Annotated in this window: 7 protein-coding genes and 1 tRNA gene; 4 read left to right on the forward strand and 4 right to left on the reverse strand. The window is 46.2% G+C overall.

From position 1 onward, the window contains the following. Positions 1–52 precede the first annotated feature (52 nt). The 4 genes from alaS to D7V92_RS11025 all read left to right on the forward strand — a co-directional run bounded on the left by alaS (position 53) and on the right by D7V92_RS11025 (position 7,847). Positions 53–2,674, forward strand: coding sequence for an alanine--tRNA ligase (gene alaS / locus D7V92_RS11010; protein WP_036615111.1), 2,622 nt, complete (start codon positions 53–55; stop codon positions 2,672–2,674). A gap of 154 nt (positions 2,675–2,828) precedes the next feature. Next, positions 2,829–3,890 (forward strand): 3-dehydroquinate synthase, encoded by a 1,062-nt coding sequence (aroB, locus tag D7V92_RS11015; RefSeq protein WP_121772875.1) that lies wholly within the window; start codon positions 2,829–2,831, stop codon positions 3,888–3,890. Between the two features lie 36 nt (positions 3,891–3,926). Then, positions 3,927–4,001: transfer RNA gene (locus D7V92_RS11020), tRNA-Pro, on the forward strand. An 867-nt stretch (positions 4,002–4,868) separates the two neighbouring features. Then, positions 4,869–7,847: a DUF6383 domain-containing protein gene (locus tag D7V92_RS11025; protein ID WP_121772876.1), complete on the forward strand. Its 2,979-nt coding sequence runs from the start codon at positions 4,869–4,871 to the stop codon at positions 7,845–7,847. Between the two features lie 1,074 nt (positions 7,848–8,921). Here D7V92_RS11025 and D7V92_RS11035 read toward each other — a convergent pair. The 4 genes from D7V92_RS11035 to D7V92_RS11050 all read right to left on the reverse strand — a co-directional run bounded on the left by D7V92_RS11035 (position 8,922) and on the right by D7V92_RS11050 (position 18,778). Continuing rightward, positions 8,922–10,340, reverse strand: coding sequence for a calcineurin-like phosphoesterase family protein (locus D7V92_RS11035; RefSeq protein WP_057328077.1), 1,419 nt, complete (start codon positions 10,338–10,340; stop codon positions 8,922–8,924). A 38-nt stretch (positions 10,341–10,378) separates the two neighbouring features. Beyond that, positions 10,379–13,549, reverse strand: a complete 3,171-nt coding sequence (locus D7V92_RS11040) for a TonB-dependent receptor (RefSeq protein WP_121772877.1) — start codon at positions 13,547–13,549, stop codon at positions 10,379–10,381. A gap of 169 nt (positions 13,550–13,718) precedes the next feature. Then, a complete protein-coding gene (locus tag D7V92_RS11045) occupies positions 13,719–14,369 on the reverse strand; it encodes a hypothetical protein (RefSeq protein ID WP_008773859.1) in 651 nt (216 codons plus the stop codon). A 197-nt stretch (positions 14,370–14,566) separates the two neighbouring features. Beyond that, complete coding sequence (locus D7V92_RS11050; protein ID WP_147441525.1) at positions 14,567–18,778, reverse strand: MBG domain-containing protein; 4,212 nt, start codon at positions 18,776–18,778, stop codon at positions 14,567–14,569. Position 18,779: the final 1 nt, after the last annotated feature.

Here is an 18,779-nt window from a genome sequence, read left to right on the forward strand (position 1 = left end):
TACTTTTGCAAATTGTTTTTCAGAATATTAACGAGAACTATATAAATAGATTATGTTGACAGCAAAAGAAATCCGTGAATCCTTCAAGCAATTCTTCGCTTCTAAGGAACACCAGATCGTGCCTTCCGCTCCAATGGTGGTAAAGGGTGACCCCACGTTGATGTTTACGAACGCGGGAATGAATCAGTTTAAAGATATTATCTTGGGCAACGTGCCCCGTAAGTATCCTCGTGTCGCGGACTCTCAGAAATGTCTTCGTGTTAGCGGTAAGCATAACGATTTAGAGGAGGTAGGACATGATACCTATCATCATACGATGTTTGAGATGCTCGGAAACTGGTCGTTCGGAGATTATTTTAAGAAAGAGGCGATCAACTGGGCTTGGGAATACTTGGTAGAGGTATTGAAGCTGAATCCGGAGCGTTTATATGCCACCGTATTCGAGGGAAGCCCCGCTGAAGGCTTAGATCGTGATAACGAAGCTGCTGGTTATTGGGAGCAATATTTACCGAAAGATCATATTCTGAACGGTAACAAACATGATAACTTCTGGGAAATGGGGGATACGGGTCCTTGCGGTCCCTGTTCCGAGATCCATATCGACCTTCGTTCGGACGAGGAGCGTGCGGCGGTCAGCGGTGCCGATATGGTAAATAAGGATCATCCGCAGGTAATCGAGATCTGGAACCTTGTATTTATGCAATTCAACCGTAAGGCCGATGGTTCTTTGGAACCGCTGCCGGCTAAGGTGATCGATACCGGTATGGGATTCGAGCGTCTGTGTATGGCATTGCAGGGTAAGACCTCAAATTATGATACGGACGTATTCCAACCGATTATCAAGGTAATCGCGGGAATGGCGGGTACGACTTACGGTACGGATAAACAGCAAGACATCGCCATGCGTGTGATCGCCGACCACATCCGTACGATCGCTTTCGCTATCACGGACGGACAGTTGCCTTCCAACGCTAAGGCCGGTTATGTAATCCGTCGTATCTTGCGGCGTGCCGTTCGTTACGGTTATACGTTCTTGGATCGCAAGGAAGCGTTTATGTATAAGCTTTTGCCCGTATTGATCGAGACGATGGGCGACGCTTATCCGGAATTGATCGCTCAGAAAACCTTGATTGAGAAGGTTATCAAGGAGGAGGAAGAATCTTTCCTTCGTACCTTGGAAACCGGTATCCGTTTGCTGGATAAGAAAATGGAGGAGACGAAGGCTGCGGGCAAGACGGTCTTGAATGGCGTAGATGCCTTTACATTATATGATACCTACGGATTCCCGTTGGACTTGACGGAATTGATTCTTCGTGAGAACGGCATGGAAGCCGATATCGAGGAGTTCAATAAGGCTATGCAGAAGCAGAAAGAGCGTGCCCGTAACGCCGCCGCTATCGAGACAGGCGACTGGATCACGCTGAAAGAGGGTGAATGTAAGTTCGTGGGTTATGATTTGTTCGAATGCGAGGCAGAGATCTTGCGTTATCGCCAGATCAAACAAAAGAATAAAGTATTATACCAGATCGTTCTGGATCAAACCCCGTTCTATGCGGAAATGGGTGGACAGGTTGGTGATACGGGTTGGTTGATCGCCGATGACGAGAAGATTGACGTGATCGATACGAAACGTGAGAATAACTTGCCGGTTCATTTGGTAGCGAAACTCCCGAAAGATGTGACAGCTACTTTTACTGCGAAGATCAACGAGAAAAAGCGTATCCAGTGTGAGTGTAACCACTCTGCCACGCACCTTTTGCATGAGGCGTTGCGTGAGGTATTAGGTACGCACGTAGAGCAGAAAGGTTCGTATGTTTCGCCTGATTCTTTACGTTTCGACTTCTCTCATTTCCAGAAAGTGACGGACGAGGAAATCCGTAAGGTGGAAATATTGGTTGGAGAGAAGATCCGTGCGAACTTCCCGTTGGAAGAGCATCGCAATATGCCGATCGCCGAAGCAAAGGCGCTAGGGGCTATGGCTTTGTTCGGTGAGAAATATGGCGATGAGGTACGTGTCGTGAAATACGGAAGCTCCGTGGAGCTATGTGGTGGTACGCATATCCCGGCAACCGGTATGATCGGTTCTTTGCACGTGATAGGAGAGAGCTCTATCGCCGCAGGAGTCCGTCGTATAGAGGCGGTTACGGCCGAGGGCGCCGAGCAATTCGTATATGCCCAGCAAGATCTGATCCGTGAGTTGCGTGCGTTGATGAACCATATGCCGAATTTGGCGCAAGCGATGAAAAAGTCTATCGAGGAGAACGCCGAGATGAAGAAACAGATCGAGGATTATATCCGTGAGAAGTCTATGCGTTTGAAAGAGGAGATCGTGGCGAAAGCTTCGGAGAGCAATGGTATCAAGGTTATGCAGTTCGTTGGTAAGGCAAATGCGGACGCTATGAAGAACGTGGCTTTCCAGATCAAGGCGGAGACAACCGATAGCTTTGTCTTTGTTGCCGGTATCATAGACGATAACAAATGCACGCTCATGCTTATGTTAAGCGATGATTTGGTGAAAGAGGGCTTGCATGCCGGTAAGATCGTAAAAGAGGCCGCTAAGCATATCCAAGGCGGTGGTGGTGGACAACCCCATTTCGCTACGGCCGGCGGTAAGAACATGGAGGGCCTTTCCATTGCGGTTGGCGCTGTGAAAGAGGCTGTTGGAGTACAGTAAAATCGGTTCGGAAGAAATTGACTTTTCTTTCGGACGCAATGATAGATTCCTTCGGATCGAATAAGAATTCCATCCGAAGGAATTTTTTTATGTCGTTTTGATAATCGGAATACATGTTTTACCTTTGTGGTCTAAGGTTTTAAATAAAAAAGATATGTCAGAGCAAAAAGTGGTTATTTGCAAGGACCTGAAATCGGAACTGCAAGATTTTCTCTTCTCTCTAAAATACGATAAGTTGTTCATCCTTATGGATACGAATACCAAAGAGAAATGTTTTCCCTTGGTAGAGGATATACCGGCCTTTCAAAAGGCGCCAATTCTCGTGATGGAAGCGGGTGATATGAATAAGGGTTTTGTCTCTTTAGCCCAGATATGGACAGCTTTGTCGAATGAGGGGGCTTCCCGTAACTCCTTGCTGGTGAATTTGGGTGGCGGTATGATTACGGATATGGGTGGTTTTGCCGGCGCTACTTTCAAGCGTGGCATCCGTACGATCAATATCCCTACGACCTTGATGGCGTCCGTCGATGCTGCGGTTGGCGGTAAGACGGGTATAAACTTCAATGGGTTGAAGAACGAGGTCGGTTCTTTTTATCCCCCCTTGTGTGTATTCATCGATTGCGATTTTTTGCGCACGTTGGATCGCGATAATATCCTTTCCGGTTATGCGGAGATGATCAAGCACGGGTTGATTAGTTCGATGGAGAATTATGCGTCTGTCATGCTTTTTGATATCGACTCCATGAATTATTCGTATTTGAATAGTTTGGTAGGCCAGTCGGTCGCCGTGAAAGAGCGGATCGTAGAGGAAGATCCCAAGGAACAAGGTATTCGTAAGGCATTGAATTTCGGTCATACGATCGGCCACGCTTTCGAGAGCTTGTCTTTCCTGAAAATGCGTCCGATCTTGCATGGTCATGCGGTAGCGGCGGGTATCGTGAGCGAGCTTTACCTCTCGCATAAGCTGTGTGGCTTCCCGATGGAGAAATTGAGTCAAGTCGTTTATTATATAAAAGAGTATTATCCGGCGCTCTTCTTTGACTGCACGGACTACGATACCTTATATGAGTTAATGACACATGATAAAAAGAATGAGGGCGGTATCATCAACTTCACTTTACTGAAAAATGTAGGGGATGTCCGTATCAATCAATCGGTCACCAAGGAAAAAATCTTGGAGTCTCTTGATTTTTATCGTGAAAGTTTTGGCATTTAACGGAAAAAAACTACCTTTGCACCCGTAAAATAAAAGCGGGATGTAGCTCAGCCCGGTTAGAGTACGCGTCTGGGGGGCGTGTGGTCGCTGGTTCGAATCCAGTCATCCCGACTAAAGCTGAGAGAAAAGGAGTTAAGTCTATGGCTTAACTCCTTTTTTTGCTCTTTATCACTTTCCTAAAACAATGAGGCAGTAGAAATTCCGACTCATCCGATATTCATGGGGGATAGCCTTAAATCATGACAATAGATTAAAATTGATATATTTCCGTTTGAATTTAGTGCGGTCATTCCAGCCTATTTTAGCCATTATATCTGTTAATGGTTGCTTAGTGCCGACTTATCGGTGCATGCTCTGTGAGTTCAAAGTCTTTTGGGGCACGATTGTTTATCGGAGTAGGGAGGCCTAGCTGTTTGATAGAGTGCCATTGGCTGCTGAAGTGAATAACTAACGGCTTGTCGAATGAATAACTAGCGGCTATATATAGCCGCTAACTAACGGCTCGGGAAGTGAATAACTGATCACTTGGAAAGCCTTCTACGGCCTGCGAAATCAAGTATGCGTTAACCTAGAGGAGGATTTTTGGAAATTATATTATATATGTACACGTACATTAAAGAATATGATGTATATGAATAGGCTTTAGTAATACATACCAATAATATCAAGGACTTATTTATCTAATAAAACGGCTAGTATAAACGATCGTTTTAATCAGTCATTTGCAAAGGTACGCGTTTCTTTGACTTCTGCAACCCTTCCGAGCTATTTTTTTCATCCCTTATTCTCTTTCTTATCAATAGGATAGCCTATCCTTTACGAAACAACCGATTCTGTAAACGAATCTCTCTTTTTACTCTTCGAAAAACGCAAGATTTAGACGATCGTTTAGACTAGTCGTTTTTGAATAGAGGGCGATTGATTAAGGTCTTGATAGATATTTAATTAACACTATTATTAATATTTAAATTAGAGATTATGAACAAAGGGATTTTTACTTTGATGACAGCGGCTTTATTGTCCGCAGGTTCAGCGGTAATGCCTGTTAATGCTGCTTCTGAGATTACAGCCTATTCGACTGTAAATAAAGATAAGGTATTAGCTAACGGCGTGAAGTTCTATTTGCAAAAGAGTACAGAAGCAAAAGCTGGAGAGACTTATTACACGGTAAAAGAAGTGACACTTAAAGACAAGACTAAGGTTTGGACTTTGACTGAGGCTGAGTCTGCAGAAAAAGCGTCTGTTTTTGAGGTTTCTAATTATGCTAAGGTAGGTAACCAGTACACCTTCTCATTGTCTGCAAATGGGAAAGTTGTTACTTTTCAGAAAGATGCCTCTAGCATTAAGGATGGCGCTGATTTGAATGCGGATGCCCGTACAACAACTATTCTTTCTACCGTAAACACGCTAAGTGCAATCAAAGCGTTGCCTGCTTTCTTGAAAGAAGCCAACGGTTTTTCAGTGGTTCTAGCTACTGAGGTAGAGACTATGGATGCTGAAGCATTGAATACTTATAATAAGAATGGCTTTACTTTCGGATTTAACGCTCCGACTGAGTTAGTATCCAATCCGTTCGCCCAGCCGATCTATGCGGTAGATTATACGGAAGAGGTTGCTACTGCGGCTGAAGGTGAGACTTTCGGCAATACGTACTTTGTTGTTGGTGGTACGGAGAAGGCTTTGAAGGCTTTGAAGGAAGACTACAAGGATGGAACATTGGATGAGAAAGACTTGCTGTTCAATAAGGACATCAAGATCCTAGCTTTGAAAAAGGACGTTAAGTATGACGTGAAAGCTGCTAAGACTACGGCTTATAAATTAGAGGCTGTAGCTGGTGATAAGGCCAATGTGGCTGAACACTCCGCTGCTTTCATGGTAACGGAATTCGATAAGTTGGCTAATCCGGATGAATATCAGTTGAAGATCAAGTCTCCGGAAGCAGAAACCGCTCTTTATATGGGTGCTATTCGTTTCACTTCTACGGATACGAAGACTTATGTGACTACTGTAGAGGAAGGCGAGATCGGTTCTTTGATCAACGCGACTTTAGGTGCTAGCACTTATTTGAAACCTTCTGTATTGTTGAAGGAAGGCGTGGCTAACTTCGTGAATGTTTACTTCACTAGCTCGAATGAAAGTCAAAAGGACAAGAGCCTTACAACTGAGTATCATAAATACTTGGTTCCGGGTGTTTCTGAGGGATCATTCGTATATAACGCTATGGCCGCTAACGACGTGAACTTTAAGTCTGCCGCTTCTCAATGGGCTGTTAAGGACTTCGATGGTAAATATACGTTCACGTTAGTGAACCGCGAGACTCAGCAAGAATTGGAATTGAGCATGCAAGAGACTAAGGTTAAAGGCGAGTATGAGGTGGTTGCTACAGGTGAGGATAAGAAATTTGGCAACTTGACCGAAGATGGCAAAAAGGATACTGAAGAGATGAAAACAATCGCCGGTACTAAAGTTAAATTTATCCCTGTTGAAAAAGTTGCTGGTTTCTTGGATTTGTCCAAGGAAGAGATGAAGGCTGGTGTTTCTTTGTTGTTCAAGGGTAAAACAGACTTGATCGGCGAGAAGACTTTCTATGCTGCAATGAAGGAACAGAACACTTTGACTCCTAGCATGAAAGCTTCTGAATTAGCTTCTTTGTCAATCGAGAAAGCAAAAGGTAAGATCAATGAGGACGATAAGGACGCTGTAGAAAACTATACGATCCAAGTGGTTGATGTAGCTTACTTGAAGGATGGTAAGGTTGTTGCTGCTAAGGATACATTATTTGTTCCTGCTTATACGATCTTCTTCGTGACAGGCGAAGGTGATGCCGCTAAGACATTCTGCTTAGGCAAGGATATGAAATATACAGAGAAAACTGATGGAGCAAATCCTGCTGAGTTCTATTTCAGACAGAACGCTGATGGTTCATACGCTATGGGCTTCGCTGAGAATGGTCCGGTTAGCTTTGGCGACGAGGGTACGATTAACGCATCAGCAAAAGCAATCGGTGTAAGTCAAGAGTTGGCTTTCACTAACGATGAGGCATCTGTTTATGATATGAAGGCTGATAAATTCGCAAATGTAACCGTACAAGTAAACGACAACTCAGATAAGACTACATTGGCTGCTGAGCCTCGTCACGCTTCATTCGACAATATGTTGGGTTCTATCAACTATCAGTTGAATAAGAATGGTATCACAGAGGGTATTCTTTCCGCTGAGAGCATGATCTTCTGGTTGGATACGGCGGATAGCAAGGCTACGACTCCGTTCTTCTATATCTCTAAGGGTATTGAGGTTGCTGAAGGCGAGGAGAAACCGGCCGAGAGAATGTTCATGTATAACGCTACAGACTCTATGCAAGTATTTGATGAAGGTTCTGCTGTTGCTTCTTTCAACGAGAAGTATATGTTGGAAGGTACAACTAAGGAGGATAAGATCGCTAAGGTAATCTTCCGTCCGGCTACTATCGCGGGTGTTGATACGATCAATACGGTTGTAAATGGTAAGGCTGCTGTCGTTGTGGCTGAAGAGGACAAGGCTGAGGAAGTGTTAGGCGGTTTGGATAACTTCAAGTTCGGTATCTGCTTGGCTGATCCTGCTGTAGAGGGTGAATATGTAATTTACTCAAAGGCAGACAACAGCAAGTATGTATATGCTTTGAACGGAAAGTTAGGCTTAGGCTCTAAAGAACAAGCTATGGTCTTCACGTTGGGTACTGAGGTTCCGACCGGTAACGAGTCTATCGATAACTCTGCGTCTTCTTCTATCGTTGTAACAGGCAACGCCGGTTCTGTAACGATCCAAGGCGCTCAAGGCGAGACTGCTTATGTTCGTAACTTGTTGGGTATGCCGTTGGCAGAGACAGTTGTCACTTCCGATAACGCTACGATCGCTGTTCCTGCTGGAATCGTTCTTGTAACGGTTGGCGACGAGACTGTAAAGGTTGTCGTTAAATAAGACATGTAAAGGAATAATGAAAAGATAAATCGAAAATCATTCCCGTGCGGATTATCCAAGTACCCCGAGAGGGCGAACAGGCGGGAATGGATTAATATTAATACTAAAGTAATAAATTAAAGTTCATCCGTAAGTACTTCCGTGAGGATGGAAACGGATAAAAGACAAGGGGAGACGGTATTACACTGTTTCCCCTTATTTGTTGATAAGGATGGGTAAGGGCTTTGTTAGCGAAATGGACGGTATTCGATCTTTTTAATCGATATAAGGCAGATATCGTGACACACCATTTTTGAGAGAGGTATAAAGTAGGGGAGATCGGAGGGGTATAAATAGCCTTTTTCATACAAAAGGACCGCTTTTTATACACGACAGGCGGTAAAAGGCAACACGACTAGTGGTGTTTGGCAACGCCAGTAGTGCCGTTGGGCATCGTAAACAGTCATGAATAGGGTTGTTAGTACTCATGAATGGGCATCGTAACCCTGTTATATCCCTGTCGTAACTCAATGAGATAGCCCGGATAAGCTATAGGATATGAATTAGGATGAATTAAATTCGCTAGGATAAAAGGCTGTTTTTAATTAATGCGGTATAAGACAAATGATTGCTAATATTTTTTCTCGTATTTGGGGATAAGCTGTACGTTTGCCCGAAAAAAGTGATTCTCTGGCAGTTGAGTTTACAAATTGACAAAATGCCAAGGCCTCCGTTTATGAGTTTATAGGATGTAGGATAATATCCTATCTAAATAATCTTGCCGTTTATAGCCTGTTGGAAAATCGTTTCCACCCCATAGGTTATACTTCTCTAATGTCTTAAATCTATCGTCCATACTCGAAACTTTTGCGTAAAAGTACAAAAGTTTCGAATGAACTCGAAACTTTTCCCGTTAAGAATAGGATATACCCTTAAAAAAATAACGGCAACCGCCTTCCGCCGAAAGCCAAGTTGCCGTTCAAAGTTAGGAATAAGGTTTGGTTTGTTCCTTTGTAATGATTCTAACATTAATATGTAATGAGAGTTTTCTACATTTTATCGATACAAAAGTAAATGCCACTTGTTACGATTTGATTACGGGAGTGTTACATTTTTAGTAAAGGTCTCGCCAAATCGGTTGATAACCTTGATCTGTACGTCTTTGACTCCGGCAGAAGGGTGGCAACGGAATAAGTGCGATGTATGATATCCAGAAGGTTTTCCGTGCATGTCGATATAGTCTTGGTCTTCATCATCGAATTGCTCCATGCGACCTTTCTCTATGCCGTTTTCGCTCCATGTAACTTGGTAGGTCGGGTCCCAATCCCATACGTTCACCACTAGGTAATCCGCTTGCGATTTGAACTCATTCGGCTTATAAACCCTGAATTGATAATCCGAATCATGGCCGGTTGCCTTATAATACCAAGTAGCGGCATTCCCTTTCACCTCAACGACCAGATAACCGTTCGGGGCGCCGCACCGGTTTACATGGCCGGCCCACCAAGCTCCGCAAGCGGCTCCGATATTATGCTCGTACAGATTCGGTGTGACTTGGTTGTTCTCGAAGAAATGCGTATGTCCAGCGAAGATATGGACATTATAAGGGCCGACGATCTCTTTCAGGCTCTCAGCGTCCTCGGCGTTTCCTCCCCCTTTATCCGTCTGGTTGAATACCGGGGCATGTACGTTGATAAATACAAGTGTCCCGGGTTTAACGTAACTCAGGTCGTTTTTCAGCCATTCCAGTTGTTCCTTTCCGAAGCGTTCGTCATATTTCTTGTCTTTATAATAATCAATATCTTTTAAGGTGATGATATGTGCATCCCCGACATTGAACGAATAATTGTAAGGGCCGAAATGATCCTCGTAGATACGCTCTGCGTAGCTCTCCTCGGTTACCTTTTGATTGGATAAGGCTGGGTAACGTAAGTCGTGGTCGTGATTGCCGATCACGGAGAACATCGGGATGCCTAAGACCGAGACCGCTTCCTTATAAGGAGTGAATAAATCCATGCGATCCCAAGTAATGTCTCCCAGCGCCATACCGTAGACCTCTTTTCCTTGGTAGTGCTCTATAGTCTGCTTCAAGTCGGGGACGGTCTCTTCACGGAAACGTTTCATCTGCCGTTCGTCGATGGTCTGAGGATCGGAGATTGCCAAGTAGACAAACCCGTCGATTGGCTGTTTCCTAGGGGTGAGCGTAAAATCATGTTCATTGATCTCCTTACTTTTATCAAGTTGCTGATAGAAAAGATCCGGTATACCTTTTGTTTGCTCGATCTCATAGTCACCCGGTACGGAGAGGTAGACAAAGCGGCTTTTGTCCAGATTCGAATCTAGGCTATATTCTCCCCGCTCATTTGTTTGCGTGAAATTATAACCATCCGTAACGACTACGCCTTGTAGCGGTTTACCTGCCGTATCGGATACAGTGCCTCTTACGGTAGCGGCTTGCGCTATCCAAGTGGATAACGCAAGTAAAAGCGTGAATGATAAGAATTGTCTCTTCATCGTAATTTTTTTTATGATTTGAATATAGAATATGTTAGTTAGAATTTATAACGTACGCCGATTTGAATCTGCCAAGGGTTTCCGTTCATATTGGATACACCCGTGTTTTTGTTTACGTTATATACGTATTGCTTCTTCTCTGCGTCAAAACTCTTGATGGAGTAGATATTCTGCTTGCCTAGATTATGTCCGGCACCCCAGTCCTTGTTCAGCATATTCAGGAAATTGAAAAAGTCTATCGAGGCCTCGATGGAATGAGTCTTATAGATCTTGAAGTTCTTGTTCAAGCGCAAATCGAAAGTACCGTAGAAGCCATTTACGCCACCGTTACGCTCGGCAACCTTCCCATAGTTTTTACGGATATAATCTTTTACGCTCTTCTCCGCTTCCGGATTGTCCAAGATCGCTTGGATACCCTCACGAAGATATTGAGGCGTATTACTATCGTTCGGGTCATAAATATAAGCCAAGTCATTAGATGATACGAAATCACCGTTCATATTACCACTAACCGCTAAAGAGTAACGGGTCCCACCGATCCCGGAGAAACGCAAGCCTACGCTGATCCCCCAGAAAGAAGGAGCCGTACCGTAGAATACGACCTTATGGCGGAATTGGTTGTCCGAGTAAGTCATGGTACTCAAATCACGAGGATCATCTTTTACCATCAAGGCTAGGGTCGCTGTATTCGCTACGTTTCCGTTGTAAGAGGTGTTATCCTTGGAATCGTTCCACGTATAGCTGAAAGAAAGTTCGCCATCCTTGAAATAACGCCAAGTTCCATCTACAACGAACGCGTATTGGTTGATTTTTCCATCGCTGATTAATTCCAGCACACGGCCTACCTTATCACTTTTACGTCCTTGCATCCAGTCGGTCGCTCCGTTCTCGGTATTGATACTCTCGGCGGGGACGAACACGCCACGATTCCCCTCGGCGGCGATACGGAAGTAAGGCTCATCCACCATATTACGGTCTACGTACATATAATTATGGCGTGCCCAGTTGGCGTAAGCACTGATACCTACCCGCAAGCGATCGGAGAAGAAATGCGTGTAGCTGGCGTTCAACTTATATACTACCGGTACACGGGCATCCTTACTATTCATATTGATCGTGCTGATCTTTTGGATATTCGGGTTGTTGAATAAATCAACGCCCGGAGCGGTAGAAGGATCATTGCGGTATGCCGGGAAATTCGGTGTCGGAACCAAATTGCCTTGTATATCCACGGACGCTACCTTCGTACCGTCGAACAGCATATTGTTGATCATCGAATAGTTGTTTAAATCCGAGCCGAAGATACCGGCGCCAAGGCGGATAATATCTTGATGTTTATCATTCACGTCCCACGTGAATTGAACGCGGGGTTGCAACTGGAAGGTGGAGATTACGTTGTCTGTACGTAAGCCTAGTTCGTCATAAACGGTCTGGTTAAAGTTCGCGTGGTTGAAATAGCGGGTATAATCCGCACGGATACCGGCCATGACCTCGAATCCGGTGAAAAGCTTCGTTTGTAATTGTCCGTAGATAGCGGAGTTCAAGGTATTCATCTTTACGGTAGGATCATCTACCAAGGCGATTTCCCGGGCATAGCGGTAAGGAGTCATATTCTCGAAATTATCCAGTCCCGTGAAATAAAACCGTCCGTTCATCTCACTGCCGTAGAGTGATTTCATATTGGTGTACATGAAGTCCGCTCCGAATGTATAGTTGATGCGGTCCGTATTATAATACATATTGTCTACCAATTGAAGTACATTATCCTTGAAATGTTCGGGAGCGTAGCGTTGACCTCCAAGTTGGATGGAAGTGTACATGCTTTTGTCACCAGATATAGATTCCACGTTCTCTACGATTGCTCTTGGGATATTAGAGCTTGGCAATTGCTTGTTCGGGGTCGTGGCCTCGTAAACCAAGAAATGTTGAAGCTTCAACTCGTTGGTCAGCTTCGGACTTAATACCGAGCGTAAGGTAGTGAGTAAGCTGTTGTTATGCGATTTGCGGTCGATCCAAACCTCGTAAAGATTGATACTGGAGTTATCGCTCTCGCTCTGTTTATTATCCTCGTTGATGAAATTATTGCGAATGGTTAACAAGTTGGTTGCGTTTAACTGCCAGTCGATACGGGCGAAGACCGCGTTCGTCTGCTTCTTCTTACCGAACTCCCCGAATTGAGGGTCATTTGAGACTCCGTATTTAGTACGGGCGATATCCAGATAACGGTCTAGCGTAGATTGAGTGACATTATAGCGAGACTCGTCCGCCGCCGTCTTGATATCCGCTATATAAATCGGACGGGAATCCTGTTGGTGATCCCATACGACATAGAAGTGCGCACGGTCTTTCACGATCGGGCCTCCCAAAGAGAAACCATATTGATAGGTAGAGAAGTCGGAAGTCGATTTATTTCCCCGTATATCATAGGAGCTGGATAACCAATCGGCACGACCGAATCCGAATACACTTCCGGTGAAAGTATTGGTTCCTGATTTCGTAACAGCGCTCACGGTACCGCCCCCGGAACGTCCGTTGGTCACGTCATATTGATTGGTTACCACCTCAAACTCGCGGACGGCTTCCATGGATATCGTATAAGCGCCGGAAGTCGTTCCGCTCGCTACGGTTCCTTTAGCCGTCATACCGTCGATGGTGTAATTCGTTGAGGATGATAATTGCCCGGCGATATTTCCTCCGCTACTCAATGGCGAGAGATCCATCAGGGATGTGAAGTTACGGCCGTTTACCGGAAGCTTCGTGATATTTTGAGCGGAGATAGATGTTGCCGCACCGATCTTCGGAACCATGTTCTTCAAGGAATTAGCGACTACCTCGACGGCTTGGATCTCCACCGATTCCTCCGCTAGCTTGAAATCCACTCGAAGCATATCCCCTTGGTTCAATGCGTATCCTGTCTTTTTCTGTTCCCCATAACCGATATAAGAAGCTGTAACGGTATAAGGAGAACCTAGCGGAAGCTGCTTGATGGTGTATTCTCCTTTATCGTTCGTGATAGAGCCCGTGAAGAATCCGGTAGATTCATTCTTGACTTGGATCGTGGCTCCGATCACTGATTCCCCTTTATTATCCACGACCGTACCGGTGATAATGGCTTGCGTTCCTTGTGCGAATAGGAGAGCCGGTAAGCAATTAAAAAATAACAAACAGGCAAGTAACCTGCAAGTAATTCGTTTGTTAAACATCCTCATAACAATCTTTTTAAAATTAAACCTAAATATCTTTTACGGCGCAAAAGTAAGTGTCCGGTTTTGCAAAGAGATTACATCCGTGTGTAGGTTTAAATAAAGAAAAAAGCCTAATGAAGGATATCCATTAGGCTCAACGAGAAAATTATAAATGTGTCTATAAAGAAGAAGGTTAGTCCTCATCCAACGTTTTGATAATGCTAGATGCTATCTTGGATGAACTCTTGCGGCTGCTCTTTCTGAGTTTATCCGGATTCTCAAGATTCATACAGGTAAAGAAGTTATTCCCCCGATATACCTCGTTTTTATCTTTATCGAATAGGGTATAGCTGACGATATGGAAAAGTGTGCGCAACGGTTGGTCTTGCCATTTAAGATAATGCTGGTTTAATACCAGCAGATAATCAGCGTCGGCATTATCCAATACCTTTTGTAACTCTTCGGTCGGCACGGCTGAAAGATCGGAATAGCAATCCTCGCTCTCCCCGTTCACCTTGATCTCATTCAGTACCTGTCCGGTCACTTGTGTAGCGTTTGCCGGAATAAACTTGCAATCTCCGTTCTTTACGGATGCGGCGATATTCTCGGCGATGATCGTATTATACGTTTGGTCGATACTATCCGCTTTCATACCGGTCTCTTCGGCGATCATCCCATTGTAGAAATAGTTTGATTTCACGTTATCGTGCAAACCTACGATGAGAATTTGCTTCGCATGATAATTGTCACCTTCCTTCTTACTTTCTTTAGCGTTCGCTGCTATAGAAGCTACGGCTAAAAAGAACATAACCGTAAAGATTCTGATTTTAAATAACCTTTCCATGATTCTTCTATTAAATTCTGTGTCTATTAATTTCGAAGGCAAAGATATTAGGGGGGTGTTGCAGGGATATTACGGTTGTATAAAGTAATAGTTACTTAATAATTGAAGGCGTATCAAAAGGTATCCTTTTTCTTTGGGATAGGGGGTAGGGATACCTTTTGATGCACTTTCAAATGGGTGAGGGTAAGATCGCTTTATCAGAAGCCGTTTATGGCGATCTTCTCTTTCCTGACATGTCCGTTTTGATATATCTCCAAGAGGTAGACACCTGTCTGTAATCCTTGGATCAAGGTTTGCTCGGAGACTCGATTTTTGAAAACAAGTCTTCCGTCTGCCTTATATACTTGTAAGAGGATATTTCCCCGATATGGCGTTACCTGTAGGTACCCATATCCGGATGAGATATGGCAGGACTCTTCCATGGATATCGACTGGTTCGAGGTCGGGATGGAGAAAGTGGCTACAATTAAGGAGTCCGCCCGCACGTTCTGGAATACGTAGCTAGACGGCTTGCCGATACTCTCCAGACTTGTTGAGTCGCCGATACAGACATCCACGATCTGACCCTTATTCTCCTTGCGGATCACGAAACGATGGTTGCTTCCTTCCGTGACTCTGACAATTGTCGGGCTTACGGCTCCCCCCTTGCCCTCGGTTATGGATCTCAATGTGTATACGGGTATTCCCGGTTGGGAGAAGACCACCTCGATCGAGGCGTCTGCCTGTATATTGTTCAGCCTATAGTTACGTACGGCCCCCACGCTGTTGCCGTTCAAGCGCACGTCCACGATTTGTTGCCCGCTACCCGGCGTGATGGTGAAAGACAGGTTATCGCCCCAACGGACCTTGCTGGTCTCCGGCGATACGGTGCCTAGCCCAGTCTTGGATACCCAGACTGTATAGGTGCCTGTACCCGGTGTCGGGTCTGTTCCCGGATTGGGATTCGGGTCTGGATTTGGATCTGGATTGGGGTCTGGGTCTGGTTTTGTACCTGTCCCGGTGAAGACGGCTTTGATAGTCGCCGAGGTGTACATCTTCCGTACGATCGTGTATTGCCCGGCGATGGCCTTGGCGGTATAATCGGCGTCACCGATATGGAGTTGGTACAGCCTCATGCCGTTATCCGGTCGTGTCTCGATACGGATCTCCGCTCCCGGATCCAGTAAGCTACCGCTGGGAATGGGGGACTCGTCCAATTCTTTCGAGATTATGAGCTTGCCGCCTGCGGGTTGGCCGTAGGTGATCAAGACTGGGATAGGCTCGCTGCCCTGGATTATATGCACCGGAACCGACTGGTCACTAATGCTATAATAGTTGATCGTGTTGGCAGGAGTGAACACGACGGGCTCCTCCGTATTGTGCGAGATCGTTTTCTCCGGCTCCGCCCATACGAAAGTACCCGGGATCGTTCTTGTCCCGTTCACGGTCGCTTCCCCTCCAGATAACCGGGAATCCTCCAGTGGAGCTCCTACCGGTATCACGGAGGCGGTTGGGAGCCGGGTGATCACGGGCGATGCCTTGCTGACGGTCAATGACACGGTACGGTTGTAGGCCTTATAGATCTCGTCTTCCGGGCGGGTTACGATCACTTGGTAGGTACCGGCTTCCACCGGGATCACGGCATTCTTGTCCTTGTCGAGATATTTAATTTGGAAACCCTTCAGAGCTGGCGTGGATGACACTCCTACCAGTTTGGGCGTTCCGTCGTAGACACAAGGGGAGGGTACGTCAATGGTGACCTTCAGCGCATCGGGGGCTGTGGGATCACTGGGATTTGCCGGGTCCTCTTTCGGTATGAACCGTGCGGTGACCTCCATGTCTTTCGAGACACGGATCGTATAGGGGCTTTGGGCATAGGTTATGCCCTCTATCAGAAAGCCTGCGAAACGATGTCCGGTACCAGCTATTGCTTTTAGGGACAGCTCCATATCCTCATAGAACGGTCCTTCCTTCGGATACCACAAGGAGCCTGTCAGGTATTCCACCGAGCCTTCCCCCTCGGTCGTAACCTTTATCTTGTAGGTTGACGAAGGCTCCGTTCCCACTTGTATCCGTACCTTGGCGGATGCGGTGAGGTAGTTCGTCTCGTCTTTTGGTGTGAAGCGTACCTCCTCTATGGAGGATCGGGTAACAGTCAGTCGGTTGCCTTGTGCTAAAGCGGAGATCCATGTAAAGGTTCCCTCCACCGCTTGCCCCAGATATTCGGCCTCGCCACCTTGCAATACCGCTGTGGTCTTAGGTTGGTTGCCCAAAATCTGCTCCTCTGAATACTTGATATCCGTAAGGCTGACCGGGGCTTTCCGTATTTCCAGCCCGGCGGGTATCGTCTCGTTGAAGGCCGGGTAACGGTCATCCGCCGGGCGGTCGATGTATACGTCATAGACACCCGCATTTACGGGCTTCACGTACTTATCCCCTTGCCGGTATCGTATCGTGATCTTGTCCATCAAGCCGTCCGGCAATGCCTTCAGCGTGAAGAACTGCTCTTTCCGGTCATAGGTTACGGATTGGGGCGACAGGTCAATCCCCAGGGGAGATTCAGGATCGGGATCAGACGGGTCGGTATTGGTACCGATCTCGGTTTCCCGTTTAAACTCGGCGTATAGGCTGAGGGGGGCGGTGAGGGAGATTCTCCGGCTGTCGGTGATATCTTGCGGCCCTGCCCAGATATGTGTGAGCTTGTAGCCTTGTCCGGGTGTGGCGGTTATGCGGATATCTGAGCCGTGGGGATAAACTGAGCCCGAGAGAACGGGAACTCCATCTATAGTTGCGCTTAAGGTACCTCCTTGTGGGGTATCGATGCGAATGGCATATCGGTTTGGAGTGAAAGTGGCGGCGAACTGTGTCGGAACGTTTAACACATGGCCACCCATATTCAAGTAGCCAGTCGTTTGGAAACGGATCGGGTTCCCATTGGCTGTTAAAGAACTGAGTTGTTCGGCTTCGGTATTCTCTGCTATTAGAGTCAAGAGAGTCCCCTCTTTGATAAGACTATTGTTGCCGATTGCTTCCGAACCGTTCATGACTGTCAATGTAGAGGGGAAAGTAACCCGGAAAAGTTTTTTCCCGTCTTCGGGATCAACCGCCTCCTCTTCTTTTGGGATAGGCTTGAAACGTGCGGTAAGCTTAGTGGCGGCAGTGATCGTAAGCTGGTTGCCAGATAAGGCTGCGGCGGGAGAAACTGAGTAACAGTCCAGTATCTTCCCCTGCTTCGGGGCATTCCCGAGCGTGAGCGTCGTGCCATAGGGGTAGGTACCATTCTTGGCGGTGATGCCGTCGATTAGAAGCGTACCATCCGCCGGATCGGGTGAGGCGACGGTCAGCGGATAGGAGATCGCTTTCCAGATCGCTTGAATGGAAACGTCTTCCGTTATGGTCACCACATCACCTTTTAATGATCCGGTCGGTGCCACGCTATACTCCTTCAGTTCATGCCCTATCCGTGGAGTGGCCGATAGTTTTAGGATGGTGCCATATGGCAATGTATGTGTTCCGTTTCCCAAGCTTGTATTTCCATTTTTTACCGTAAGAAGCCCTCCATCGGAACCGGTCTGGATCGTAACCGTATAGCTTGCCTGTTTGAATGAGGCGGCAAAGGTGACATCTCCGGTTATCGTATAGGTATGTCCGCTGATCCGTATCCCGTTAGCGGTAAGTTTGTCGCTCTCATATCCCTCAAGGGCCTTGGCCTCGATAGAGAGTTGACTTCCATAGGCGATCTTATCGCCAGAAGACAAGGTATTGCCATCCGGCCCTTTCACGATCAGGTTTCCTTGCTCGGAAGCCTCCCATGTTACGGTATGTTGCTTTCCCCGAAAGATCGCTTTCACGGCATGATTTGCCTTGATGTTTTCCAATAGGTAGGTACCCTCGGTCTTACCCCGTAAAGCCGGGTCAAGGGTACCGTTATCGATCTGTATCCCGTCGATCTCGAATCCGGTATCGGCCGTAAAAGTGAATAACTGATAGCCACCCTCATCGATCGTTGCTGTAGCCGGAATGATACATCCACCTGCCCCGGCTATACCGGTTAAGGTAAAGCGGGAGGCACGGAAGGTGGCCTCTATGCTGTGGCTGTTGTCGCTCACCTTCCTGAAGGTATAGGTATAAGAGGTAAGCCCTTTTTCAAGAAGGAGCGCTTTCCCATCCACTAGGACTTGCTCGATCGTGTAGCCGGGATTGGAGGAAATGGTGAACTTCTGGTCATTTCCCGAATAAAGGGTGACCTTCCCATCTTTCCCTTTCGGCAAGATCGTGCCATTCTCGTGTTGGGTTACGGTGATATACTTCTCTAGGGTAGAGGGATCATCGGGGCCGTCCGGTCCTACGATATCTTGTGCCACTGTCGCATAGCTCAGCATAAGCAGGAATAAGCACAGGATTCCTTGTATGATTGTTCTTGGTCTCATG

The organism is Parabacteroides sp. CH2-D42-20 (genome assembly GCF_003670185.1).
Lineage (GTDB): Bacteria > Bacteroidota > Bacteroidia > Bacteroidales > Tannerellaceae > Parabacteroides > Parabacteroides distasonis.

Bases quoted from the DNA above. Each gene is read 5' to 3' on its own strand.
- alaS (WP_036615111.1), top strand. From the start codon at position 53: ATGTTGACAGCAAAAGAAATCCGTGAATCCTTCAAGCAATTCTTCGCT.
- aroB (WP_121772875.1), top strand. From the start codon at position 2,829: ATGTCAGAGCAAAAAGTGGTTATTTGCAAGGACCTGAAATCGGAACTG.
- D7V92_RS11025 (WP_121772876.1), top strand. From the start codon at position 4,869: ATGAACAAAGGGATTTTTACTTTGATGACAGCGGCTTTATTGTCCGCA.
- D7V92_RS11035 (WP_057328077.1), bottom strand. From the start codon at position 10,340: ATGAAGAGACAATTCTTATCATTCACGCTTTTACTTGCGTTATCCACT.
- D7V92_RS11040 (WP_121772877.1), bottom strand. From the start codon at position 13,549: ATGAGGATGTTTAACAAACGAATTACTTGCAGGTTACTTGCCTGTTTG.
- D7V92_RS11045 (WP_008773859.1), bottom strand. From the start codon at position 14,369: ATGGAAAGGTTATTTAAAATCAGAATCTTTACGGTTATGTTCTTTTTA.
- D7V92_RS11050 (WP_147441525.1), bottom strand. From the start codon at position 18,778: ATGAGACCAAGAACAATCATACAAGGAATCCTGTGCTTATTCCTGCTT.